General features: G+C 69.7%; 19 protein-coding genes, 1 pseudogene and 1 riboswitch. Of the genes and pseudogenes, 11 read left to right on the top strand and 9 right to left on the bottom strand.

The features are described 5' to 3' along the window. Window positions 1-264 precede the first annotated feature (264 nt). The 4 genes from U5771_RS10325 to U5771_RS10310 all read left to right on the top strand — a co-directional run bounded on the left by U5771_RS10325 (window position 265) and on the right by U5771_RS10310 (window position 4,931). Window positions 265-1,437, top strand: coding sequence for a CoA transferase (locus tag U5771_RS10325; protein WP_322023864.1), 1,173 nt, complete (start codon window positions 265-267; stop codon window positions 1,435-1,437). Window positions 1,438-1,554: 117 nt separating this feature from the next. Continuing rightward, window positions 1,555-2,856 carry a citrate:proton symporter gene (locus U5771_RS10320; protein WP_322023863.1) on the top strand — a complete coding sequence of 434 codons (1,302 nt, stop codon included), beginning with the start codon at window positions 1,555-1,557 and terminating at the stop codon, window positions 2,854-2,856. Between the two features lie 111 nt (window positions 2,857-2,967). After that, window positions 2,968-4,134 carry an acyl-CoA dehydrogenase family protein gene (locus tag U5771_RS10315; RefSeq protein WP_322023862.1) on the top strand — a complete coding sequence of 389 codons (1,167 nt, stop codon included), beginning with the start codon at window positions 2,968-2,970 and terminating at the stop codon, window positions 4,132-4,134. A gap of 53 nt (window positions 4,135-4,187) precedes the next feature. Beyond that, the gene (locus U5771_RS10310; RefSeq protein ID WP_322023861.1) at window positions 4,188-4,931 is read left to right on the top strand and encodes an IclR family transcriptional regulator; all 744 of its coding nucleotides are present in this window, start codon (window positions 4,188-4,190) and stop codon (window positions 4,929-4,931) included. 118 nt (window positions 4,932-5,049) lie between these two features. Here U5771_RS10310 and U5771_RS10305 read toward each other — a convergent pair. Then, window positions 5,050-5,419: pseudogene (locus U5771_RS10305) on the bottom strand (chitinase); the annotation flags it as partial. Between the two features lie 167 nt (window positions 5,420-5,586). Between U5771_RS10305 and U5771_RS10300 the strand changes: the two are divergent. After that, window positions 5,587-6,744, top strand: coding sequence for a lipid II-degrading bacteriocin (locus tag U5771_RS10300; RefSeq protein ID WP_322023860.1), 1,158 nt, complete (start codon window positions 5,587-5,589; stop codon window positions 6,742-6,744). 62 nt (window positions 6,745-6,806) lie between these two features. Beyond that, the gene (locus tag U5771_RS10295; RefSeq protein WP_322023859.1) at window positions 6,807-7,142 is read left to right on the top strand and encodes a hypothetical protein; all 336 of its coding nucleotides are present in this window, start codon (window positions 6,807-6,809) and stop codon (window positions 7,140-7,142) included. A 206-nt stretch (window positions 7,143-7,348) separates the two neighbouring features. On the opposite strand, the gene cobJ is transcribed toward U5771_RS10295, so the two are convergent. From cobJ to cobG, 4 genes are read right to left on the bottom strand one after another with little or no spacing between them, the layout of a single operon-like run. Further along, window positions 7,349-9,094: a precorrin-3B C(17)-methyltransferase gene (gene cobJ, locus U5771_RS10290; protein ID WP_322023858.1), complete on the bottom strand. Its 1,746-nt coding sequence runs from the start codon at window positions 9,092-9,094 to the stop codon at window positions 7,349-7,351. Then, on the bottom strand, window positions 9,091-9,825 hold the full coding sequence (locus U5771_RS10285) for a precorrin-2 C(20)-methyltransferase (RefSeq protein WP_322023857.1): 735 nt from the start codon (window positions 9,823-9,825) through the stop codon (window positions 9,091-9,093). The genes cobJ and U5771_RS10285 overlap by 4 nt, the downstream gene beginning before the upstream one ends. Further along, window positions 9,822-10,448 (bottom strand): precorrin-8X methylmutase, encoded by a 627-nt coding sequence (locus U5771_RS10280; protein WP_322023856.1) that lies wholly within the window; start codon window positions 10,446-10,448, stop codon window positions 9,822-9,824. The genes U5771_RS10285 and U5771_RS10280 overlap by 4 nt, the downstream gene beginning before the upstream one ends. Beyond that, complete coding sequence (gene cobG, locus U5771_RS10275) at window positions 10,441-11,802, bottom strand: precorrin-3B synthase (protein WP_322023855.1); 1,362 nt, start codon at window positions 11,800-11,802, stop codon at window positions 10,441-10,443. The genes U5771_RS10280 and cobG overlap by 8 nt, the downstream gene beginning before the upstream one ends. Before the next feature lie 106 nt (window positions 11,803-11,908). Continuing rightward, a riboswitch (cobalamin riboswitch) is annotated at window positions 11,909-12,100 on the bottom strand. A 217-nt stretch (window positions 12,101-12,317) separates the two neighbouring features. Here cobG and cbiE point away from each other — a divergent pair. Genes cbiE through cobM form a run of 4 tightly spaced genes read left to right on the top strand, consistent with a single transcriptional unit; the run spans window position 12,318 to window position 16,141 of the window. Further along, on the top strand, window positions 12,318-13,553 hold the full coding sequence (gene cbiE / locus U5771_RS10270; protein ID WP_322023854.1) for a precorrin-6y C5,15-methyltransferase (decarboxylating) subunit CbiE: 1,236 nt from the start codon (window positions 12,318-12,320) through the stop codon (window positions 13,551-13,553). Beyond that, window positions 13,553-14,641, top strand: a complete 1,089-nt coding sequence (locus U5771_RS10265) for a cobalt-precorrin-5B (C(1))-methyltransferase (RefSeq protein ID WP_322023853.1) — start codon at window positions 13,553-13,555, stop codon at window positions 14,639-14,641. The genes cbiE and U5771_RS10265 overlap by 1 nt, the downstream gene beginning before the upstream one ends. Further along, entirely contained in the window at window positions 14,638-15,369 is a 732-nt protein-coding gene (locus U5771_RS10260) for a cobalt-precorrin-6A reductase (protein WP_322023852.1), read from the top strand. The genes U5771_RS10265 and U5771_RS10260 overlap by 4 nt, the downstream gene beginning before the upstream one ends. A gap of 43 nt (window positions 15,370-15,412) precedes the next feature. Continuing rightward, on the top strand, window positions 15,413-16,141 hold the full coding sequence (gene cobM / locus U5771_RS10255) for a precorrin-4 C(11)-methyltransferase (protein WP_322023851.1): 729 nt from the start codon (window positions 15,413-15,415) through the stop codon (window positions 16,139-16,141). Here the strand turns inward: cobM and U5771_RS10250 are convergent, their stop codons facing one another. Continuing rightward, a complete protein-coding gene (locus U5771_RS10250; protein WP_322023850.1) occupies window positions 16,142-17,326 on the bottom strand; it encodes an MFS transporter in 1,185 nt (394 codons plus the stop codon). 132 nt (window positions 17,327-17,458) lie between these two features. Here U5771_RS10250 and U5771_RS10245 point away from each other — a divergent pair, with 132 nt between their 5' ends. Next, entirely contained in the window at window positions 17,459-17,971 is a 513-nt protein-coding gene (locus tag U5771_RS10245; protein WP_322023849.1) for a MarR family transcriptional regulator, read from the top strand. Between the two features lie 160 nt (window positions 17,972-18,131). Here the strand turns inward: U5771_RS10245 and U5771_RS10240 are convergent, their stop codons facing one another. The 3 genes from U5771_RS10240 to U5771_RS10230 form a co-directional block, all read right to left on the bottom strand. Next, complete coding sequence (locus U5771_RS10240) at window positions 18,132-18,836, bottom strand: glutathione S-transferase N-terminal domain-containing protein (protein WP_322023848.1); 705 nt, start codon at window positions 18,834-18,836, stop codon at window positions 18,132-18,134. Between the two features lie 215 nt (window positions 18,837-19,051). Further along, entirely contained in the window at window positions 19,052-20,176 is a 1,125-nt protein-coding gene (locus U5771_RS10235) for a porin (RefSeq protein WP_322023847.1), read from the bottom strand. Between the two features lie 255 nt (window positions 20,177-20,431). After that, a complete protein-coding gene (locus U5771_RS10230; RefSeq protein ID WP_322023846.1) occupies window positions 20,432-23,125 on the bottom strand; it encodes a LuxR C-terminal-related transcriptional regulator in 2,694 nt (897 codons plus the stop codon). Between the last annotated feature and the right edge of the window lie 19 nt (window positions 23,126-23,144).

Here is a 23,144-nt window from a genome sequence, read left to right as displayed (position 1 = left end):
CGCCTTTCTTCAGATGAGCACCGTCCGCCAGCTTAGCGAACCGCGGCCCGGCACGGCAACCGGCCGGCGTTCGGTGTCGTCCCCACTTGCGGGCGGCCGCGTTCTCGGCGCGTCCGCCGGGGCATCTCCGGCTTGACAATAAAATTCCCGGGTGTGAATATAAATTCACACACAAGAATTATTCTTCGAGTCCGGGAAACCGTGCCGCGCCTGTCGGCCCGGCGGAACCGGCGGTCCGATCAACCGGAAGCAGGAGCGAGACGCATGGCGGAACTGGAGCAGCAGGGCGCGTTGGCGGGGTTGCGCATCATCGATCTGTCGCGGGTGCTGGGCGGCCCGTACGCGACGCAGATCCTCGCCGACCACGGCGCGGAGGTGATCAAGGTCGAACCGCCGTCGGGCGACGAGACGCGCACCTGGGGGCCGCCGTTCGACGGCGACACCGCGTCGTATTTCCTCGGCGTGAACCGCAACAAGCTCGGCATCGCGCTCGACCTGACGAAGCCGGAGGATCGCGAGCGGCTGCTCGGGCTGCTCGAGCATGCCGACGCGCTGGTCGAGAACTTCAAGATCGGCACGATGGAGCGCTGGGGGCTCGGCTTCGACGTGCTGCACGCGCGGTTCCCGCGCCTCGTCCACTGCCGCGTGTCGGGCTTCGGCGCGGACGGCCCGCTCGGCGGCCTGCCCGGCTACGACGCCGCCGTGCAGGCGCTGGCCGGGCTGATGAGCGTGAACGGCGAGGCGGGCGGCGCGCCGCTGCGCGTCGGCGTGCCGATCGTCGATCTCGTCACCGGGCTGAACGCGGCGCTCGGCGTGCTGATGGCGCTGCGCGAACGCGATGCGAGCGGGCGCGGCCAGTTCGTCGAATCGACGCTGTTCGACTGCGCGCTGTCGATCCTGCATCCGCATACGCCGAATTTCTTCCATGCGGGGAAGGCGCCGGTGCGCACCGGCAATGCGCATCCGAACATCACGCCGTACGACAGCTTCCCGACCGCGAGCGTCGACATCTTTCTCGCGGTCGGCAACAACGGGCAGTTCGCCGCGCTGTGCGACGTGCTCGGCACGCGCGACTGGCCCGACGATCCGCGCTTCGCCGACAACCGCGCGCGCAGCGCGAACCGCGCAGCATTGCGTGCGCTGCTCGAAACGGCGCTGGCCGCACACGACGGCGCGGCGCTCGCCGAGCAGCTGATGCGCCGCGGCGTGCCGTGCGCGCCCGTGCTCGGGCTCGACGCGGCGCTCGACCATCCGCATGTCGCGCATCGGCGGATGAAGGTCGAACTGGGCCGGCATCGCGGCATCGCGTCGCCGATCAAGCTCGGCCGCACGCCGGCCACGTACCGGCGGCCGCCGCCGGCGCTGAACGAACACGCGGCGCAGGTGTTTGCCGACGCCGAACGCGACGGCAACGACAACGGCACACGCCGGAACTGACACGCATGGCGGCCGGCGGCCGCGCGATGGCGTCCGGCGCCGCCGCACGACCGCGCGCCGCTTCGGACATCACGCCGCGCCGCACCCGACGCGCGCCGGCGCACGAGGAGACACAACATGCTCGCATGGATCGGCGCGATCGCGATCGTCGCGCTGTTCGGCCTGATCATCACGAAGCGGCTGTCGCCGCTCGTCGCGCTGATCGTCGTGCCGGTGGCCGCGTCGCTCGCGGCCGGCTTCGGACTCTCGACCGGCAAGTTCATCGTGCACGGCGTGCAGAACATCGGCCCGATCGCCGGGATGTTCGTTTTTGCGATTCTATTTTTCGGTATCCTCACTGATGCGGGGATGCTCGACCCGATCATCGCGGGCGTGCTGCGCGTGATCGGCTGCCACCCGCCGCGCATCGTGATGGGCTCGGCGCTGCTCGCGCTGCTGATCCACCTGGACGGCTCGGGCGCCGTCACGTTTCTCGTCACGCTGCCCGCGATGATGCCGCTCTACACGCGGCTCGGCATGGACCGGCGGATCCTCGCGTGCGTCGCGTCGACGGCGGCCGGCGTCAACTTCCTGCCGTGGGTCGGGCCGATGCTGCGCGCATCGGCGGCGTTGCACATTCCCGGCTCGGCGATCTTCATGCCGATGATCCCGGTGCAGATCGTCGGGCTCGTGTTCGTGTTCGGCACCGCCTACCTGCTCGGCGTGCGCGAGGCGAAGCGGCTCGGGCTCGATCGCGCCGGCGCGGCGTCCCTCGCGATCGCACCGCGCGAGCTGACCGACGCCGAACGCGCGCTGCGCCGGCCCGGACGCTTCCGGATCAACCTCGCGCTGACGCTCGTCGTGCTCGGCACGCTGGTGTCGGGCATCGTCGACCCGATGGTGATGTTCATGCTCGGCACGGTTGCCGCGCTCGTCATCAACTATCCGGACGTGCAGGCGCAGCGCGAGCGGATCGATGCCCATGCGAAGGCCGCGCTGATGATGGCGAGCGTGCTGCTCGCAGCCGGCGCGTTCACCGGGATCATGTCCGGCACCGGGATGCTGAAGGCGATGGCCGACGTCGTCGTCGCGCATGTGCCGGTCGAGCATGCACGCCACATGCCGTTCGTGCTCGGCCTGCTGTCGATGCCGCTCAGCCTGCTGTTCGATCCCGACTCGTTCTACTTCGGCGTGCTGCCGGTGCTCGCGGAGAGCGCGAAGCTGCTCGGCGTGCCGCCGATCCAGATGGCGCAGGCCGCGCTGCTCGGCCAGATGACGACCGGTTTTCCGGTCAGCCCGCTCACGCCCGCGACGTTCCTGATCGTTGGCCTGACCGGCGTCGAGCTGGCCGAGCACCAGAAATTCACGATTCCGTTCCTGTTCGCCGCCACCGTGCTGATGGTCTTCGCCGCGGTCGTGGCGGGCGTGTTTCCGTTGTGAGCGTCCGCGTACCCGTCGCGCCGCGCCCGCCGGTCTCCACTGCGGAGGCCCCAAGGCCCGGCGTGGTCTCGAGAGCGGCGCGGCCGTTCACGTTTTCCTGGAGAGCAATCCATGCAGTTCGACCTGACCGACGACCAGCGCGCGATCGAAAGCGCGATCGAGAAAATCTGCGAACGCTTCGGCGACGACTACTGGCTCGAACGCGATCGCGCGGGCGGGTTTCCGTCCGACTTTCACGCGGCGCTCGCCGAGGCCGGCTGGCTCGGCATCGCGATGGACCCGGCCCACGGCGGCGCCGGGCTCGGGATGACCGAGGCCGCGCTGATGATGCGCACGATCAGCGCGTCGGGCGCCGGCCTGTCGGGCGCCTCGGCCGTCCACATGAACATCTTCGGGCTGAACCCGGTGCAGGTGTTCGGCAACGACGCGCAGAAGGCGCGCTTCCTGCCGCCGCTGATCGCCGGGCGCGACAAGGCCTGCTTCGCGGTGACCGAGCCCGACGCCGGCCTCGACACGACGCACCTGAGCACGCAGGCGCGCCGCGACGGCGACCACTACGTGCTGAGCGGCCGCAAGATCTGGATCTCGACCGCGCAGGTCGCGAACAAGATGCTGATCATCGCGCGCACGACGCCGCTCGACCAGGTCGCGAAGCCGACCGACGGGCTGAGCCTGTTCTACACCGACCTCGACCGTTCGCGCGTCGAGGTGCGCGAGATCGAGAAAATGGGCCGCAAGGCCGTCGATTCGAACATGCTGTTCATCGACAACCTGCGCGTGCCGCGCGACGACCTGATCGGCAACGAGGGCGACGGCTTCCGCTACCTGCTGCACGGGCTGAACCCCGAGCGGATCCTGATCGCCGCCGAGGCGATCGGCCTCGGGCAGGCCGCGCTGCGGCGCGCGACGCAGTATGCGTGCGAGCGCGTCGTGTTCGGCCGGCCGATCGGGCAGAACCAGTCGATCCAGCATCCGCTCGCGCAGGCGTGGATGCAGCTCGAGGCCGCGTGGCTGATGGTGATGAAGGCCGCGACGCGCTACGACGCGGGGCAGTCGTGCGGGGCGGAGGCGAACGCCGCGAAGTACCTCGGCGCGGAAGCCGCGTTCCAGGCGTGCCAGACGGCGATCGCGACGCACGGCGGGATGGGCTATGCGAAGGAATACCATGTCGAGCGCTACCTGCGCGAGTGTATGATTCCGAGGCTCGCGCCCGTGAGTCCGCAACTGATCCTGTGCTACATCGCGGAGAAGGTGCTCGGGCTGCCGAAGTCGTACTGACGCGCGGCGGCTCGCCCGGCGCGCGGTTTCCCGTTCCGAATCAAGCGCTCGTCATGGACGTCAAACTCGTTGCCCGCACGCTCGACCTGTTCGAGCTGTTCGCCGCCGAACGGCGGCCGCTGCCGCTCACCGAACTCGCGCGCCTGCTCAACGTGCCGGCGTCGAGCTGCCTGGCGATGGCGCGCACGCTCGTGAGCCGCGGCTATCTGTACGAGGTGCGCAAGCGCGGCGGCTACTACCCGACGCGGCGCCTGCAGACGATCGCCGCCGCGATCGACGCGACCGATCCCGTCGTCGACATCGTGCATCCGCATCTCGTCGCGCTGCGCGACGCGAGCCGCGAGACGGCCGTGCTCGGCAAGATCCAGGGCGCGTCGGTCACGTACCTCGACGTCGTCGAGTCCGAGCAGGCGATCCGCTATACGCGCCAGCCGGGCGAGTTGCGCCCGCTGCATGCGAACTCGATCGGCAAGGCGATCTTCGCGGAACTCGCGAGCGATGCACAGCAGGCGCTCGGCGCGCAGCTGTCGTTCGAACGCTTCACCGATGCGACGGTGGCCGACCTGCCGGCGCTCGTCGTACAAACCGCGCGGTTTCGCGAGCTCGGCTGGGCCGAGAACTTCGGCGAGAGCGCGCCCGAGCTGTCGGCGATCGCGGTCGCGCTGACGCTCGACGGCGACTGGTACGGGCTGTCCGTCGTCGGGCCGACCGAGCGGATCCGCCAGTATCGCGATACGCATGCGGCGCTGCTGGTCGATGCGAAGGCACGGCTGCTGGCCGAGCAGGGGCGCGGGTAGCACGGGCCGCGAAGCAGGGTGTGGCGCCTGCTTCGGCGGCCGTTCGCCGCGATGGCGGACGGCATCCGGGAACGGCCGTGGCGCGTCACGCGCCAATGCGTCGCGATGTCACGACTTCATCGTGCGTGACGCCCGCACCCCACTTGCCGTCGAACTTCTTGAAGGTCGATGCGAACACGTACGCACCATTGTTCGGGCACGGCTGGTCGTGGCCGACCGACCAGTCGCCGAAGAAGCCGTAGCCATCGTTGGCCGCCGCCATTCAGCACGCTCCGCGCATTCCCGAGCGTGAAGGTTTCGCCCGGCACGTCGTTCATCCCGATCATCGGCGTCACACCCACCATCTGCTACGGTTGCGCACCGGTCTTCGGCCGGCCCGCCGACTCGAACGCCGCGTCGAGTTGCGAGTAGCGCGCCTGCGCGGCGCTGATCGCGGCCGCGCCCATGTCGAAGCCCATCGTCATCAAGTGCATCGCGTCGAGCGCAACAATCACGAAACCCGAAAAATCACAAAAAAATGATGACAATCCGAAGTGATGCGTATACATTACATTATTATTACGCAATGCTAATAATTATATAAATAATCCCCATATTTATTTACAAAACAAAGCACCTAAACCACGCATTGTTTTTATTTGATACGGGGAACAAAATGGCAAGAAATAGAAATTCCTTGCTCGAAATTAATCGCATACCCAATGGAGGGGTTGCGAGGAAGCGGCGCAAGTTTTTGGGTATATCGATTGCTGCTCCCACAACCATGATGCTGAGTCCGCTGCGAAGTTGGGCCCAGGGCCATGGCCCCGCTGATGACATGATGCCTCCAATCAATGTAACAGCGCCCCATGACTACAGTCTTCCAGTGGCAACACCGAATGGCCCCGCCGGCGGTTACGCTTGGGCGCCGGGCATGGAGAATATTCGCGGTGGAATTTGGCAAATCGGGCAGTTCAGGCTGGTAAACGGAAAGAAGATTTTTGAAGCCGCTGCCGCAAAAGATCCACTTGAAGTGTTGCGTCAATTTGCATATGGCATTGAATTGGCAGGCAATCGAGTAGTTCGAGCTCAAATTGCGACCTATGGGCTTTTTACGCAATGGTTGGCCAACAATGGCTGGCAGAGCATTGCCGGAGCCAGCCAGTATGAACTCTCCAATACGCAAATGGCGGGGTTGACGACGGCATTTGGCCTTTTTAGCAACTACTATTTCAGTCACCTTCCTTCGCCGCCGATCTCGGATTTCAAGTTTTACGCAACGCCATTCTTCCCGTTAGCGGCATACGATTACTGGATTCGAGGAGATGGAAGCCCGAGGACTGTTGATTTGAAGTCCCTCCATCTCAAAATTGGAGCCGCCGAAATCGGACCGATTCGAAGCATCATCGTGAACGACGGAATGGGGCCCGGAACATACCCAATCGATGCCGTATTCAGCACAAATCTTCTTAGCGATCACGAATACATAGTCGGGTCGGCGTTAGGACGAGTCAGCGGGCATGTTACGGGGCAGTTAACATTGGACGCCACCGGAAATTTCGCTTTTAACGGGGAATATACGCTAAACCCGGATAAATTCGATTTCGACGCATCGAATTCCCGGCCAGCGGTTCAGGAGGCGCTCACCACACTGGTTCGGGTAATTGGCTCATTTGCCGGCCATCACGATTACATGATTTACTTCACAGGTTCCCAGCCATTGAATATTCAAGGCACCAGGGCCAGCATCAGAGCAACGAACCCTGAGGGCGGCGCAGTGCACATTCCTTCTATAGGGCATGGGCGCGAAAGGCCGGCAATCAATTTATTTTGACACCCCGTATTTTTCGATGAGATAAAATTACGCTCGGATTTTCTATCATTGATGGAGGCGTGATGCCGGCAGCATATTTCTCCAGGCTCTTTAAATTCACACTCGCGGCTTTTTTTGCGATTGCCCTTCTGGCTGCGTTGCTGATAGGCGTTACGGCGTATATTCGGGATGATGGAGGCGATGCGGCCTGCCCGAATCTCTCCACATCCCAGTTGAGAGATTATTTTGGCAAGTACACCCAACATAACAATTTTGCGAATGTAACGTTTGACGAAACCGCAGAGTATTTGACGGATCTTCAGCAATGGAAGATTCCTTACCGCGTCGACAATCACCGCTATGTAGCAAAAATGACGTGCAAAGGCTTTGTGGTTGACAATGTAGGTCCTTTTGATTGATCGCCCCTGGAAAATCCATGAATTGACGAGCTTGCGGATATTGAATCACCTGTTCAATTTCATGGCATCCATGCACCATCGAAGCGCGGACGAGCGACGAGCGGCAGACGTCGACTGACAGAGATTCTTGCGCCCAAGCCACTGTCACCGAACCACTCCACCGCCCCGGCAGCGGATCTCGACTGTCGCTCCGTCCGCATTGCCCTTCAGCGATACCAGCGCGGCGTATACACCCACTCACGCCCGTCGCCGATCGCGAAACGCCGCGTCGTCGACGACCCGACGATCACCATCGTGCGCATGTCCACCTGATCGCTGCGCAGTGCGCCGAGCGTCGTCGTCACGAGCGTCGCGCCGGGTCGGCCGATATCGCGGCCGAGCACGACGACCGTGTCGGCCGCGCGGTGCGCGCGCACGGCATCGAGCGCACGATCGAGCTGCCACGGCCGCGCCCGCGAGATCGGGTTGTAGAACGCCATCACCAGATCGGCTTGCGCCGCGTGCCGCAGGCGTGTCTCGATCACGTCCCACGGCTTCAGGTTGTCCGACAGCGAGATCGCGCAGAAATCGTGGCCAAGCGGCGCGCCGGCCTGCGCGGCGGTCGCGAGCGATGCCGATACGCCGGGTTCGATGCGCAGCTCGACCGCGGCCCACCGCGGATCGCGCGCTTCGTCGAGCGCTTCGAGCACGGCCGCGGCCATCGCGAACACGCCCGGGTCGCCCGACGACACGACCGCGACGCGCCGGCCCTGGGCCGCCAGTTCGAACGCATGGCGCGCGCGCTGCATTTCCTCGCGATTGTCGGTGCCGTGTATGCGCTGATCCGCGCGGAACGGGCCGGCCATCGTCACGTAGGTCGTATAGCCGAGGATGTCGGTGGCTTCCGCGAGCGCGCCGCGCGCGGCGGGCGTGAGCCACGCGGCATCGCCCGGGCCGAGGCCGAGCACCGTCAGGCGGCCGCGCGCACGGCCGAGCGCGGCGGGATCGACGGGTTGCGCCGCGACCGCGCACGCGAGGCCGTCGGACGTTGCGCGCAGCGTATGCGCCACACGCAACGTGCTGCCGAGCAGGGCGGCGGCATCGGCGTTACCCGCTGCTTCGCGTTCCCCTTCGCCTTCGACATCACCTTCGACATCGGCGAAGCGCAGCGGCACGCCCAGCGTCCGTGCGGCCGCTTCAACCCGCGCATCGCCGAGCAACGTCGCCGGTGCGACGAGCGCGGCAAGCGCCAGCCGCGCGAGACCGTGCGTATCGAGCAGCGCGTCGATGCGCTCGGCGAGCGACGGCGACGCGTCGGCCGGCACGCCGCGCGCGTCGATGCCGACCACCACGCTGCGCGGATGGATCACGAGTTCGTCGCGCGCGCCGCGCCACGCATCGGGCGTCACGCGAATCGCATGCGCGGCCGCGTCGTCACGCGGCAGCGCGACGTCGTCGAGCCACGGCGCCGCGCCGTCGACGCGTGTGGCCGCGCCCGCGAGCAGGTCGGACACGAAGCGCTTGCCTTGCTGGAGATCGGCGAGCGCATAGCCGTCGGGCGGATTGAGCACGCACGCGCCGAAGCGCAACTCGCCGCTGGTGGTGATCGCCGGCGCGACGCCGAGGCATGCGGCGATTTCGCGCGCGATCACGTTGACGCCCGTCAGCCCGCCGAGCAGCGGCACGACGGCCGAGCCGTCTTCCGCGACCGCGAGCACGGGCGGCTCGACACCCTTGTCGGCCAGCGCCGGCGCGACGCAACGGATCACGATGCCGGCCGCGCACAGCGCGACGATCGGCAAGCCGCACGCGTAGAGCTCGCGCAGGTGCGCGCCGAGCTCGTCGAAGGGCACGTCGGCGTCGACGCGCGACGCGAGCCCGTGCACGACGGCCCCCGGATAACGCGCCTGGATGCGCCGCGCGGTATCGAGCGCGCCCGCGCCGAGAATCACGATCGCGGGCGGAGTCGTCATCCTTGCCATTTTTCCCCCGGGACGACGAGCAGCGAGAAATACGGCGACGCCATCGGATCGACTTCGTCGAGCGGCACGATGCGCTGGGCCGCCATCGTCGCACGCTCGACGTACAGCGCGCGCTTCGCGAGCCCCAGTTCGTCGAGCACGCGCCGCACCTTGTCGAAGTTGCGGCCGAGCTTCATCACGACGGCCGCGTCGGCCTGCGCGAGCCGCACGCGCAATTCGTCCTCCGGCAGCACGCCGGACAGCACCGACAGGCTCTGGTTGCGATAGACGAGCGGCTGGCCGAGCACGGCCGTGCCGCCGAGCATCGCGCACACACCCGGAATCACTTCGGTGTCGTAGCGCGCCGCGAGGCGATCGTGCAGGTACATGTACGACCCGTAGAAGAACGGGTCGCCTTCGCAGATCACCGCGACGTCGCGCCCGGCGTCGAGATGCAACGCGACGATCTCGGCGGCCGTGTCGTAGAAATCGGCGATCACCGTCTCGTAGCAAAGCGGCGGCGCCAGCGCCTCGGTCGTCACCGGGTAGACGAGCGGCAGTTGCGTCTGCGCGTCGAGCAGGTGCGCCTCGACGATTCCGTACGCATTGCCTTTCTTGCCCTTCGCGACGAAATACGCGACCACCGGCGCGGCCTGCAGCACGCGCAGCGCCTTGATCGTCATCAGTTCAGGATCGCCGGGGCCGACGCCGACCCCGAACAGGCGTCCGCGCGGGGCCGTCATTCGGCCTCCGTCGCGAGCGCGTTGACCGCGGCAGCCGCCATCGCGCTGCCGCCGCGCCGGCCGAGCAGCGCGATGTACGGCACGCCGCGGCTGTCGGCGTCGAGCGCCGCCTTCGATTCGGCCGCGCCGATGAAGCCGACCGGAAAGCCGAGGATCAGCGCGGGGCGCGGCGCACCGGCGTCGATCATGTCGAGCAGGTGGAACAGCGCGGTCGGCGCATTGCCGATCACGACGACGCTGCCGGCGAGGTGCGGGCGCCACAGTTCGAGCGCGGCGGCCGAGCGCGTGTTGCCGAGATGCCGCGCAAGGTCGGGCACTTCCGGTTCGCCGAGCGTGCAGATCACGCGATTGCCGGCCGGCAGCCGCGCGCGCGTGATGCCTTCGGCAACCATCTTCGCGTCGCACAGGATCGGCGCGCCGGCCGCGAGCGCCGTACGGCCTGCCGTGCCGGCGCCGGCCGAGAAGCGCAGGTCGTAGGCGACATCGACCATCCCGCACGCGTGGATCACGCGCACCGCGAGCTTCTCGAGATCGGGCGGAACCTGCGACAGGTCGGCCTCGGCGCGGATCGTCGCGAACGACTGGCGGTAGATTTCCTGCCCGTCGCGAATGTAGTCAAGCATCGGTGGTGTCCTGGCTGTGCCGCGCGTCCGTCAGTCGGGCCGCGGCCTGGTCAATCGTCAGATGGCGCGCGAGCGGGGCACCGAGGCCCGCGGCGGCGTCGCGCCGGTAAAGGTCGTAGCGTGCGGGCGCGACCGCGACGAGCGTGTGCGTCGCGGTGTGCGGCAACGCACAGTGGCGCTCGCAGCCGGTCAGGTGCACGTCGACCGGATGGCCGACGCGCGCGGCCAGCACGAGCGCATCGTGTTTCGTATCGGCGCGCGACTTCGCGCAGCCCGCGCTGCCGGTGCAGGCGACCAGCGCGGCCAGCGGGTCGGATCTCGTGCACACGAGACCGAACGACGCGAGCGCGTCGAGCACGGCCGGCGCACGTTCGTGCCGCACGCCGTGCACGAATACGCCTTGCCACGGGGTCATCGACAGCGTGCCGTCGCCATCGGCCTCGGCGAGTGCCGCGAGCCGTTCCAGTCGTGTCGCGTCGAGCCGGCCGAGCACGAATTGCGCGCCGACGCTGCAGCGATCCGCATCGCGCGACGGCCGTGCACCGAAACGCAGCGCGGCATCCGCAGGCGAGCGCCGCCAGCCGGCCAGTGCCGGGTCGGCGCCGAGCGGGAAGGATAGGTATTGCCGCGCGCGCTCGTGCAACGCGTGTGCGCCGCAGGTCGCGAGCAACGCACGCATCCGCGTGACGTCGGTCGGCGCGAGATCGAGGAACGCGAGCAGCAGCGCGCGGACGAGCGCGACGGCCTGGTCCGGCGCCACGTCGAACGAAGCGGGCGGATCGCCGGGCGCGACCGGCGGACAGCCGGCCAGGCCCGCGGCGATGCGGATCGCACCGTCGCCGCGACGCCACGCGGCGAGCCAGATGTCGTGCGGATGATCGAGCGCGGCCACCGATTCGCCGCCGTCGAGCTGGATCGAGAATTTCGGCGACACCTCGCCGCGGCGCGGCTCGTGCGTCAGCATGTCGAGCAGGGGAAGCGCGAGTGCGCGGCTGTCGAGCAGCGCGTCGGGATCCCGCCCCGCGAGCGGGCTGAGCATCAGGTTGCGGACGTCGTCGCTCGCGGCGAGCGCGGCCCGGTCGGCGGCGGCATCGCCGGCACACGCGCGCGGGCCCAGGCCCGCGTCGAGCAATGCGTTGGCCAGCGTGTCGGCCATGCCGTCGCGGATGCCGCGCAGCTGGAGATTCGCGCGATTGGTCGCGTCGATCGCGCCGGAGCCGCAGGCGCTAGCGGCGGCGGCAATCGCGCGGGCCTGCCGCGCGTCGAGCCGGCCGCCCGGCAGCTTGATCCGGCACAGCCCGCCGTCGGCTGCCGCGACGACGCGCACGAGCCCCGGGCAAGCCGAAGGGCGCACGACGGGCGAGGCAGGATTCGAATCGGGGGCGGATCTCAACGGGATACCGGGACAGTGTCGCGCCGCGGCCAACGCATCGGTACACCCCGCCCGACGCCGACTGGCACGCACGCACTTTCAGGCCGGCAGGTCTCCTGGCTGACAGGTCGGCGCCGGCTCCCGGCCTTCCCGGTGAAACCAGTGGCATGAGGGGGAGAACGGCTCGCTGTCTACAGTTGCGGGGGCAGCCACAGCGGCGCGATGCGCGCCCTGTGTTCCCTCTTCGGCCCCGAAGGGCACCGGCGAACGAACGGCCGTAGGATACCCGATTTCACCGCCGCTTTTCACCGCTGCTTCGCGACCGCCGGGCGGGCGCCGTGGCCGAAGCGAAACGCGGCCCGGCGGCGGCGGCCCCGCAGATGAAACGCACGGTGGAACACGGTACCATGCCGACTTTCGCAATGCGGACGGCCGCACCGGCGCCTTCACGGCCGCCGTGCGGCGACTCGATGGAATCGGACGATGGGGAAGGGTGCATGACGGCGTGGCTGACGGTAGTGGGCATCGGCGACGACGGCTACGCGGGGCTCGGGCGCGGCGCGCGGCGCGCGCTGCTCGAGGCGACGCGGGTCGTCGGCGCGAAGCGGCACCTCGACATGCTGCCCGCGCGGCTGCCGGCCGAACGCGCGGCATGGCCGTCGCCGTTCGACCTGTCGGGCCTGCTCGCGCAGCGCGGTACGCCCGTCTGCGTGCTGGCGAGCGGCGACCCGATGCTGTTCGGCGTCGGCGCGACGCTCGCACGCGAACTGTCCCCCGACGAATGGCGCGTGCTGCCCGCACCGTCGTCGCTGTCGCTGGCGGCCGCGCGGCTCGGCTGGGCGTTGCAGGACGTCGGCGCGGTGTCGCTCGTCGGCCGGCCGCTCGCGACGCTCGCGCGCCACCTGCTGCCGGGCCGGCGCCTGTTCGTGCTGAGCGCCGACGGCCGCACGCCGGCCACGGTCGCCGCCGAACTCGCCGCGCGCGGCTTCGGCCCGACGCGCATCAGCGTGTTCGAACATCTCGGCGGCCCGCTCGAGCGGCGCATCGACGGCCTCGCGCAAGACTGGCACATCGACGAAACCGCCGCGCTCAATCTCGTCGCGCTCGACTGCCAGGCCGGCCCCGATGCGCCGCGCCGCGCACTCACGCCCGGCCTGCCCGACGACGCGTACCGCCACGACGGCCAGCTCACCAAGCGCGACATGCGCGCGTTGACGCTCGGGCGCCTCGCGCCCGCACCCGGCGAACTGCTGTGGGACGTCGGCGCGGGCAGCGGCTCGATCGGCATCGAGTGGATGCGTGCGCATCCGTCGTGCCAGGCGATCGCGATCGAGTCGCATGCGGAGCGGCAGCGCTTCATCGAGCACAACCGCGACGCGCTCGGCGTGCCGGGCCTGCAACTCGTCGCGGGGCGCGCGCCCGACGCGCTCGCGGGGCTCGCCGCGCCCGACGCGATCTTCATCGGCGGCGGCGCGACCGCGCCCGGCGTGCTCGATGCGTGCTGGACGGCGCTGAAGCCCGGCGGCCGGCTCGTCGCGAACGCGGTCACGCTGCAGGGCGAGCTGGCGCTCGCCGCGTGGCGCGACGCGCACGGCGGCACGCTCACGCGCGTATCGCTCGCCCACGCCGAGCCGCTCGGCCGCTTCGACGCGTGGCGGCAGCCGTTGCCCGTCACGCTGTACGACGTGCGCAAACCCGATTCCGCGGCAACGGACCTCACGGACCCCGCGTGATGCGCGACGAGACCCCCGAACAACCGGCACCGCTGCGGTTCGGCTATACGACCGGCAGTTGCGCGACCGCGACGTCGCTCGCCGCCGCGCGCCTGCTGCTCGCGGGCCACGCGGACGATGCGGTCGAGATCGTGTTGCCGAAGGGGCAGCGCGTGATGATGCGGCTCGCGTTCTGCCGGACCACGGCCGACGGCGCCGAGGCCGCCACCATCAAGGATGCCGGCGACGATCCGGACGTCACGCACGGCGCGCTGATCTTCGCGCGCGTCGCGCTGTCGGCCGCGCCCGGCGTACGGTTTCATGCGGGGCCGGGGGTCGGCACCGTCACGCGCGCGGGACTCACGCTGGCGGTCGGCGAACCGGCGATCAATCCGGTGCCGCGCCAGATGATGACCACGCACCTCGACGCGCTCGCGGCCGAATCCGGCTACACGGGCGGCTTCGACGTGACGATCGGCGTCGAGGGCGGCGAGGCGCTCGCGCTGAAGACGATGAACCCGCGTCTGGGCATCGTCGGCGGATTGTCGATCCTCGGCACGACCGGCATCGTGCGGCCGTTCTCGTGCTCCGCGTACATCGCGTCGATCCACCAGGGCATCGACGTCGCACGCGCGAACGGCGTCGCGCACATCGCCGCGTGCACCGGCAACGCGAGCGAGGATGCGATGCGCGCGCACTACGGCCTGCCCGACATGGCGCTGGTCGAAATGGGCGATTTCGCCGGCGCGGTGCTGAAGCACCTGCGCCGCGCGCCGGTCGCGCGCCTGTCGATGTGCGGCGGCTTCGGCAAGCTCAGCAAGCTCGCGGCCGGCCATCTCGACCTGCACAGCCGCCATTCGAGCATCGACCTGCCGCTGCTCGCGCAGTGGGCGGCCGAGGCGGGCGCGAACGACGCGCTGCAGGCCGCGATGCGCGCGGCGAACACCAGCCAGGAAGCGCTGAAGCTCGCGCATGCCGCAGGCGTGCCGCTCGGCGACATCGTCTGCGCGCATGCGCTGCGGGTCGCGCGCGACATCGTGCCGGCGTCGGTCGCCGTCGAGATGTTCGCGATCGACCGGCAGGGCCGCTTCGTCGGGCGCGCACGATGAGCGCGCGCATCCTGCTGCTCGGCGGCACCGGCGACGCGCTGAAGATCGCACGCGCGCTCGGTCCGCACCACGTCTATAGCCTCGCGGGTCTCGGCAAGGTGCCCGACGACCTGCGCTGCGACGTGCGCGTCGGCGGCTTCGGCGGGGCGCCCGGGCTCGCCGCGTATCTGCGCGGCGCCGGCATCGGCCTCGTGATCGACGCGACGCATCCGTATGCCGCGCAAATCAGCGCGAACGCGGCGGCCGCCGCGCGCGACGCGGGCGTGCCGCTGTGGGCGCTGCGCCGCGCGCCGTGGACCCCCGGCCCCGGTGACGACTGGCGACTGGTCGACGACTGGGCCGGCATCGCGGCCGCGCTCGCGCCGTTCCGGCGGCCGCTGTTCACGCTCGGCCGCGAACCGCTCGCGCATCTCGACGAGATCCCGCCGCACCAGTTCTGGCTGGTGCGCTGCCTCGATGCGCATCCCGGCAACGCGCGCGCGCAGATCGTCGCCGCGCGCGGTCCGTTCACGCTCGAGAATGAACGCGCGCTGTTCGCGCTCGCGGGCATCGACGTCGTCGTCAGCAAGAACAGCGGCGGCGCCGCGACCGAAGCCAAGCTCGACGTCGCGCGCGAACGCAGGCTGCCGGTCGTGATGCTGAGCCGGCCGCCGCTGCCCGCCGCCGATCGGACGTTCGACTCGGCCGCCGCGCTGCTCGATGCGCTCGACCCGGCCGCGCGCGCGTGATGCCGCGCGACCGGCTGCCCCATGAATTGACGGAGATTTTTCGATGACGGTGTATTTCATCGGCGCGGGCCCCGGCGACCCGGAGCTCATCACGGTAAAGGGCCAGCGCCTGGTGCGCACGTGCCCGGTGATCCTGTACGCAGGGTCGCTCGTGCCGCCGGCGGTGCTCGACGGCCATCGCGCGGAGCAGGTCGTCAATACGGCCGAGCTCGACCTCGACGCGATCGTCGCGCTGCTGTCGGACGCGCATGCAAAAGGGCAGGACGTCGCGCGCGTGCATTCGGGCGATCCGTCGCTGTACGGCGCGATCGGCGAACAGATCCGCCGGCTGAAAGCGCTCGGGATTCCGTATGAAATCGTGCCGGGCGTGACGGCCACGGCCGCGTGCGCGGCGACGCTCGGCGTCGAGCTGACGCTGCCCGGTGTCGCGCAGACGGTGATCCTCACGCGCTTCGCGGGCAAGACGACGATGCCGGAAGGCGAAGCGCTCGGCGCGCTCGCCGCGCATCGCGCGACGCTCGCGATCCATCTCGGCGTGCGGCATCTCGCGCGCATCGTCGACGAAGTGCTGCCGCATTACGGGCCCGAGTGCCCGGTCGCGGTGATCTACCGTGCGAGCTGGCCCGACGAGGAACGCGTGACCGGCACGCTGGCCGACATCGTCGGCAAGGTGCAGGGCACGCGGATCGAACGCACCGCGCTGATTCTGATCGGACGCGTGCTCGATGCGGAAGGGTTCGCGGATTCGACGCTGTACGCGAGCGCCGGCTGATCACGCCCGCGCGACATGCCGCGCGAACCGCGGCGCAAAACCGGCCGCCAGCGCGAACAGCACGACGCACAGGCACGCCATCGCGACCCACGCGGGCGACAGATCCGCGAGATGCTGACGCACGACACCCGCCGCGAACGGAAACAGCCCCGCGATCAGATAGCCGACGCCCTGCACGAACCCCGTCAGCGATGCCGCATCGGCCGGCGTCGCCGCATGATCGACCGTGACGATCAGCGACAGCGGAAACAGCGCGCCGATCCCCGCCCCGAGCAGCAGCGCGGCCGGTAGCGCAAGCGCTTCGGGCGCAGCCAGCATCACCAGCAATCCGACCAACAGCGACGCGATCGCCGCGTGCAGCGCGGGCCGGCGATCGGGCACGCGGTCGATCGTCGCCGAGATCGCCAGCCCCGCGACGACTTCCGCGAGCGTCACGCCGCCGAGCAGGCTGCCGGCCGCGGTCGGCGACCAGCCGAGCCGCATGTAGTACGGCGGCAGCCACGCCAGCACGAGCGTGTAGGCGCCCGTCGCGATCCCGAAGAACACCGCGAGCCGCCACGCGCGCGGCGAGCGCGACGGCCGGGCGGGCGACACCGATGCCGACATCGACCCGGACGCCGGCGCGTCGCCGCCACGGCTGGTCAGCGGCCATGCAAGCACCGCGACCGCCGCCGGCAGCGCCCAGCCCGCGAGCGCGGCCAGCCAGCCCCAGCGGGCCGCGGCGAACGGCGCGACGACGCTCGCGAGCACCGCTCCGCCCATGATCGACGTCGAATAGACGCCCATCGCGCCGCCGATCCGCGTCGCGAAATGCGCCTTCACGAATCCTGGCAACAACGCCTGCACCATCGCGATCCCGATGCCCGCGCAGCATGCGCTTGCCAGCAGCAGCCACGCGTGCTGCGCGCCGAGGCGCGACACGGAGGCGAGCCCGATCAACGCGACGCCGAGCCACACGCCGCCCGCCATGCCCGTCACGCGCTGCAGCCGCCGCGCGCTCAGCGCGCCCAGGCCCATCAGCAGGATCGGGATCGTGGTCAACAGGCTCGCCGCGCCGTCGCCGATGCCGGTCGCGCGCTGGATCATGTCGAGCAGCGGACCGATCGCGGCCAGCGCAGGCCGCAGGTTCAGTCCGACCAGCACGATGGCGGCCAGCCGCCAGCCGGGGGAAGTGAAGCGATTCATGGGATGGCCCTCGATATCGATGCACGGCCACTCCGTCAGGGGAGCCGTGCGTTTTCATGTAAAGTATCTCGACATCAAGATAAATGCTGATTTATCTCGATGTCAAGATAACTGGTGAGCCGAGGAGGGTTAATGGATCGAGCCGCGCATGCGCTCGCGCAATGGCGCGTCGAGCGTCCGGATCTGGACGCGTCGTCGATGCTGGTGATGGGACGGCTGCAGGAGGCCGCGCTCGTGATCGCGCGCGACGGTCTCAATCCGCTGTTCGCGCGCTACGGGATGCAGCCAGGCGAATTCGACGTGCTGGCGACGCTGCGGCGCAGCGGCGCGCCGTTCGCGCTGACGCCGACCGCGCTGTACGACGCGTTGATGATGTCTTCCGGCGGGATGACCGCACGCATCGACCGGCTGCAGAAGGCCGGCTGGGTCGAGCGCCGGCCGAACCCGGCCGACGGCCGCGGCACGCTCGTCGCGCTGACCGACGCCGGCCGCGCGTTGATCGACGATGCAGTGGTCGCGCACGTCGACAATCAGCGCGCGATGCTGGCGGCGCTGTCGGACGCGGAGCAGGCGCAGCTTTCAGCGTTGCTGGAGAAGCTGCTGTCGGGATTGGGAGAAGGGGCGTCGGCGCCGGCCGAAAAATAGCGCCGCCGAATCGTCACGCCGGTCACACCGAACGCAACGAACACAACGAACACAACCAGCGGGAAACGGAAACACCGGAAGGAAGCGGGAAAACCGCCCGCCGCGCGATGCGGCGGGCCGGACAGACAGCGGGCCGCACCCGGTGCGCCCGCTGTGCGGATCAGCCGCGGGCCGGGATGTTGAGCCCGCGCGCGACGGCCGGACGCGCGACGAACGCGTCGAGCGCCCGCGCGACGTGGCGGAACTCGTTGAAGCCGACGAGATCGCCCGCTTCGTAGAACCCGACCAGGTTGCGCACCCACGGGAAGATCGCGATGTCGGCGATCGTGTAGGCGTCGCCCATCACCCACTTGCGGTTCGCGAGATGCGCGTCGAGCACGCCGAGCAGGCGCTTCGATTCGGCGACGTAGCGGTCGCGCGGACGCTTGTCCTCGTAGTCGCGGCCGGCGAACTTGTGGAAGAAGCCGACCTGGCCGAACATCGGGCCGATGCCGCCCATCTGGAACATCACCCACTGGATCGCTTCGTAGCGGCCCGCCAGATCCTTCGGGATCAGCTGGCCCGTCTTGTCGGCGAGATAAATCAGGATCGCGCCGGATTCGAACAGCGGCAGCGGCCGGCCGTCGGGGCCGTTCGGATCGATGATCGCCGGGATCTTGTTGTTCGGGTTCAGCGACAGGAATTCGGTCGACAGCTGGTCGTTCGTGTCGAAGCGCACGAGGTGCGGCTCGTACGGCAGGCCGGTTTCCTCGAGCATGATCGACACCTTGACGCCGTTCGGCGTCGGCAGCGAGTACAGCTGGAGACGGTCGGGATGCTGGGCCGGCCATTTTTTCGAGATCGGGAAGGCGGACAGATCGGGCATGGAGGTTCGCTCGTCAACGTGGAGGATCCGCGCCCCGCCAGCCGGCCGCGCATCGCCGACCGCCCCTGACACGGCGGCAGGGACTCGACGAACGCATCGACAGGCGGGCGGGGCGCGCCGAAGTCGCCCACTGTAGCCGATCCCCGCGATCGCTGCAGGCGGCGGCCGCGCCCGAGCGCCGCCGCGCGCGCATCGCGCCTCGCTTCGCTTCGTCGTCAGAAGTTGTGCCGCAGCCCGAGCATCGCGGCGGTCGTGCCGACCCCGGGCGCAACCGGCTGCCCGTACACGAGCATCTGGTTCATCGTGCCGCGGTTGTTCACGTGGCCGACCTGCGCATAGACCATCGTCCGCTTCGACAGGCTGTAGTCGGCCGTGAGCACGACGGCCGTCGACCGGTTCTCGGAGCGGTTGCGGTCCTTCAGGTAGTACACGGCGGAAGCGACCTGCAGCGCCGGCGTGAAGCGATAGCCGACACCTGCCGACAGCATGTCGAGGTTCACCTTGTCCGCATGCGACGGATTCCTGCCGTTGCCGTACGACGCCGACACCGAGAAATCGCGGATCGTGTATTTCGCGCCGACATAGACGAAGCGGTTGTTGTCGACCCCGGTCGGCGCGACGCCCGGCGCCGGATTCGTGTCGTGACCGTTGTAGTAGACGGCCGACGCATTGAGACCATGATTCGCATACTTGAGCACGACCGATTCGCGCGTGCCGCCCTGGAACTGTCCTGCCACGCCACCGGGCGCGTATTCGAGCGCGATCGACGCGCCCGCGAACGTCGGCGACTGATAGACCAGCGCATTGCTGTCGTACAGCGCGCCGATCGCGCCGTTGGTGCTCGTCCCCGGCCAGCCGGCCGCGGTGTTCAGGCCGAGCCACGCGGTCAGCACGCTGCCGAAGAACTGCGCGTTGCGCACGTCGGTGTCGGCCATCGCGTAGATCATCGGCACGATCTGGCGGCCGGCCGTGAAGGTGCCGAACGGTCCCGACACCCCGAGCGACGCAATCTGGTTGAAGATCGCGACGGCGCCCGGCGTGTCGCTCAGCTGCATCCTGCCGGTGCCGCTGTCGAACGAGCCCTGCAGCTTGAAGTTGACCTTGTAGCCGCCGCCGATGTCCTCGCTGCCCTTGATGCCCCAGAAGCTCGAATAGATGCCGCCGTCCTTCATCCGGAACACCTTGCCGGTGTTCGGCGCGTTCGGGCCGAACGACGCGGCCGACGTGCTCTGGTACAGCAGGCCCGTGTCGACCACGCCGTACAGCGTGACGGAGGATTGCGCGTGCGCGAGCGCCGAGCAGCCGGCAAGCGCCGCGAGCGCGGCCAGTTTCGTCTTCATCGAAGTCTCCAGGATCGTCGTGGACCGCACGGGATCGAGCCCGTGCGGGTAAAGCAGGTAAAGCGTGGAAGCAGCGAGGCAGGCGGGAAGGCGCGGGATGCGACACCGGTGCGAGCCGTGCGGAAAGACTACGCAACGGCGCGCGGCCGCTCCCCCCCATGCGCGGGGGGCAGGGTTGCGGAGAATCGAAGGGGGGCCGCCGTCAACGGACGGGCAAGGCCGGTACGGACGTGTGCAGCCCGGCGCAGGCGACGGTCAAGGCGCGCTTTCGAGCAGCCCGAGCACCAGCGCGCGGCGCACCGCGTGCTTGCGCGAGCTGGCGTCGAGCTTGCCGAACAGGTTCTTCAGGTGCCACTTCACGGTTTCCTCGCCGACGGCGAGCGCCACCGCGATCTCCTTGTTCGACAGGTTGCGCGCGAGCAGCTCGAGGATCGCGCGCTCCTTGGGCGTCAGCACGACGCTCGGCACCGCGCGCGGGCTGGCCGTGCTGCGCGGCGCGGGCGGCACGATGCGCGGCTGCGGCTGCGCGGGCCGGGCGGGACCGTCGCCCGCGGCCGCCTCGTCGCCGGCGCGGCGCGCCCAGTCGGCGACGGCCGGATGCGCGTCGGCGAGCGTGCGCGTGAGGCCGAACATGTCCGCGAGGTTCATCGCCTCGTCGAGCAGCGCGCGGCCGCCGTGCCCCGACTGTTCGAGCGCGAACGCGCTGAGCGCCATGATCTCGATGCGCGCGCCCCCCATGCTCATCTCGCGGGCCAGCACGGCCGCCTCGTCGAGCGCCGCGCGCGCATCGTCCCAGCGGCGCGCGGCAAGCGCGGCGCCCGCGTGCGCCGTCGCCTGCAGCAGCACGACGGGGCGCCGCCACAGCGGCCCGTGCGACGGAAATTCCGCCGCGGCGATCGCATCGATCCGCTCGACCAGCGCATGGCAGGTCGCCTCGCGATAGCGCGCCGCGTGAATGCGCACCTGCTCGGCGAGACTCGCGACCGAGAGGCGCGGCAGCCGGCGCGCGACGCCCATCGCGTCGAGCGCTTCGAGCAGGTCGATCGCGCGATGCTCGACGCCGCGCAGCAGCGCGATGCGCGCGGCCGTCCGGTAGCCGAGCAGCACGGTGTCGGGCGTGCCCGCGTGCTCGAGCACGTCGAGCCGGTTCGCGAGCAGCGCGGCGGCCTGGTCGACGCGGTCGGCCTCGTAGGCGATCGCCGCGCACATCGCCGCGAGCATGCAGGTCAGCGGATGGCGGCGCCCGAGATCGGCTTCCGCACGCGCGAGCGCCGGCGACAACGCATCGTCCGCGAGCCGGATCTGGCCTTCGCACAGGTAGCTCAGGCCGGTGATCAGTTCGCCCCAGCGCGCGACGTAGCCGAACCCGGCGGCCGTCTCGCCGCGCGGCGCGGCCTGCTGGAAGCGGCGCGCCTGCGCCGGCTCGCCGACGATGATCGCGCGTGCCGACAGGCGGTTTGCATGCATCTGCGCGAGCCACGTCGCCGCGGGCGGCGTGAAGTCGGCCCACGGTTCGAACAGCTCGACGAAACGGTCGATTTCGTCCGCGTAGTAGGCCGCCGCACTGAGGATCAGCGCGCATTCGTAGCGCATCGCGGCCGGCGTGCCGGAATCGGCCAGGATGCCGGCGATCTGGCGCTGTGCCTCGACATGGCGCTCGCCGAGCGCCAGCGCCCAGGCGACCGCGATCCGCAGCGTCGGACGCTTGTCGAGTTCCGCATCGGGCAGCAGCGCGAGCCAGTCGAGCACGTCGTTGATGCGGCCCTGCTTGATCGCATCCTCGAGGCAGCGCTGCGCGAGCGTGTATGCCGTCTCGAACTGGCCGGCCGCATACGCGTGGCGCGCGGCTTCCTCCGTCATCCCGTGTGCAGCGAGCCATGCGGCCGCGCGGGCATGCAGCGCGCTGCGGTCTGCATCCGGGCCCGCCGCCAGGCGGTCGCGCAACGTATCGCGCACGAGCGGATGCAGCCGGCACCAGTCGGAATCGTCGGACGCGATGAACAGCGGCGTGTCGCGCGCGAGCCGTGCGAGCCGGTCGGGCGCATCCGCGTCGTCGAGCAGCGCCGCGCACAGCGACGGATGCAGGCGATCGGCGACGCTCGTGCGTGTCAGGAACGCGGTGTCGTCGGCCGACAGGTTCGCGAGCAGCAGCTCGACGAGCCGGTCGCGGGTGCCGTCCATGCGCGCGGCGAGCGCGTCGACGGCCTGGCGCGGATCGGCCGAGCGCGCCATCGCGGCCATCGCGAGCTGCAGCCCGAGCGGCCAGCCGTCGACGCGCTCGAACAGCCGCGCGCACGCGTCGGCGTCGACCCGCTGCGCGAAGCGCGCGCCGACCAGCGCGATCGTCTCGTCGAGCGTGAAGCGCAGCCAGTCGGGGCCCGCGAGCGTGCATTGCCCGCCGGCGAGCAGGTCGCCGGCCGCGTGATCGAGCCCGCGGCGGGCGGCGACGACCACCCGCAGGTTCTGCGGCGCGTTGTGCAGCACGTAGGTCAGCGCGTCGAGGCCGGCGGCAGGCAGCCGCTCCGCGTCGTCGACGATCAACAGCGCGTCGATCGACAGTTGCGCGACTTCGGCCAGCCACGCGGTCAGCCCCTCCAGCGCGCGCGCCGCGCCGTCCGGAATCAGGCGCCCGAAGCCGGGCCGCGCGCAACCGGTGCGCACCGCCTGCACGAGCCCCTGCAGCAGGCGCGGCGCGTCGTCGCGCTCGTCGGCGGACAACCACACGACCGCGCGGCCGAGCGCGAGGGATTCGCGGCGCCATTGCGCGAGCAGCGAGGTCTTGCCGTAGCCGGCCGGCGCCTGCACGAGCGTCACGGGCCGGGCGTCGAACGCCGGCGCGGCGAGGCTCAGCCGCGCACGCGCGAGCAACTGCGCCGGCACGCGCGGCGCGGTCGTCTTCAGCACGAGTTCGGTGGGGGGCGCGTCGGCGCGATCGGGTGGGTGGGCCATCGGGGCAGTTGTCGGAATC

The sequence above is a fragment of the Burkholderia sp. BCC1977 genome, from assembly GCF_905339595.1.
In the GTDB taxonomy this organism is placed as follows: domain Bacteria; phylum Pseudomonadota; class Gammaproteobacteria; order Burkholderiales; family Burkholderiaceae; genus Burkholderia.
Note: the sequence above shows the minus strand (reverse complement) of the source record. Positions and strands in the feature narration are given on the sequence as shown.

Excerpts from the sequence above, each read along its gene's own strand:
- U5771_RS10300 (WP_322023860.1), top strand. The coding sequence starts at position 5,587 with ATGGCAAGAAATAGAAATTCCTTGCTCGAAATTAATCGCATACCCAAT.
- cobM (WP_322023851.1), top strand. The coding sequence starts at position 15,413 with ATGACGGTGTATTTCATCGGCGCGGGCCCCGGCGACCCGGAGCTCATC.
- U5771_RS10325 (WP_322023864.1), top strand. The coding sequence starts at position 265 with ATGGCGGAACTGGAGCAGCAGGGCGCGTTGGCGGGGTTGCGCATCATC.
- U5771_RS10320 (WP_322023863.1), top strand. The coding sequence starts at position 1,555 with ATGCTCGCATGGATCGGCGCGATCGCGATCGTCGCGCTGTTCGGCCTG.
- U5771_RS10315 (WP_322023862.1), top strand. The coding sequence starts at position 2,968 with ATGCAGTTCGACCTGACCGACGACCAGCGCGCGATCGAAAGCGCGATC.
- U5771_RS10240 (WP_322023848.1), bottom strand. The coding sequence starts at position 18,836 with ATGCCCGATCTGTCCGCCTTCCCGATCTCGAAAAAATGGCCGGCCCAG.
- U5771_RS10245 (WP_322023849.1), top strand. The coding sequence starts at position 17,459 with ATGGATCGAGCCGCGCATGCGCTCGCGCAATGGCGCGTCGAGCGTCCG.
- cobJ (WP_322023858.1), bottom strand. The coding sequence starts at position 9,094 with ATGACGACTCCGCCCGCGATCGTGATTCTCGGCGCGGGCGCGCTCGAT.
- cbiE (WP_322023854.1), top strand. The coding sequence starts at position 12,318 with ATGACGGCGTGGCTGACGGTAGTGGGCATCGGCGACGACGGCTACGCG.
- U5771_RS10285 (WP_322023857.1), bottom strand. The coding sequence starts at position 9,825 with ATGACGGCCCCGCGCGGACGCCTGTTCGGGGTCGGCGTCGGCCCCGGC.
- U5771_RS10265 (WP_322023853.1), top strand. The coding sequence starts at position 13,553 with ATGCGCGACGAGACCCCCGAACAACCGGCACCGCTGCGGTTCGGCTAT.
- U5771_RS10250 (WP_322023850.1), bottom strand. The coding sequence starts at position 17,326 with ATGAATCGCTTCACTTCCCCCGGCTGGCGGCTGGCCGCCATCGTGCTG.
- U5771_RS10260 (WP_322023852.1), top strand. The coding sequence starts at position 14,638 with ATGAGCGCGCGCATCCTGCTGCTCGGCGGCACCGGCGACGCGCTGAAG.
- U5771_RS10230 (WP_322023846.1), bottom strand. The coding sequence starts at position 23,125 with ATGGCCCACCCACCCGATCGCGCCGACGCGCCCCCCACCGAACTCGTG.
- U5771_RS10295 (WP_322023859.1), top strand. The coding sequence starts at position 6,807 with ATGCCGGCAGCATATTTCTCCAGGCTCTTTAAATTCACACTCGCGGCT.
- U5771_RS10235 (WP_322023847.1), bottom strand. The coding sequence starts at position 20,176 with ATGAAGACGAAACTGGCCGCGCTCGCGGCGCTTGCCGGCTGCTCGGCG.
- U5771_RS10310 (WP_322023861.1), top strand. The coding sequence starts at position 4,188 with ATGGACGTCAAACTCGTTGCCCGCACGCTCGACCTGTTCGAGCTGTTC.
- U5771_RS10280 (WP_322023856.1), bottom strand. The coding sequence starts at position 10,448 with ATGCTTGACTACATTCGCGACGGGCAGGAAATCTACCGCCAGTCGTTC.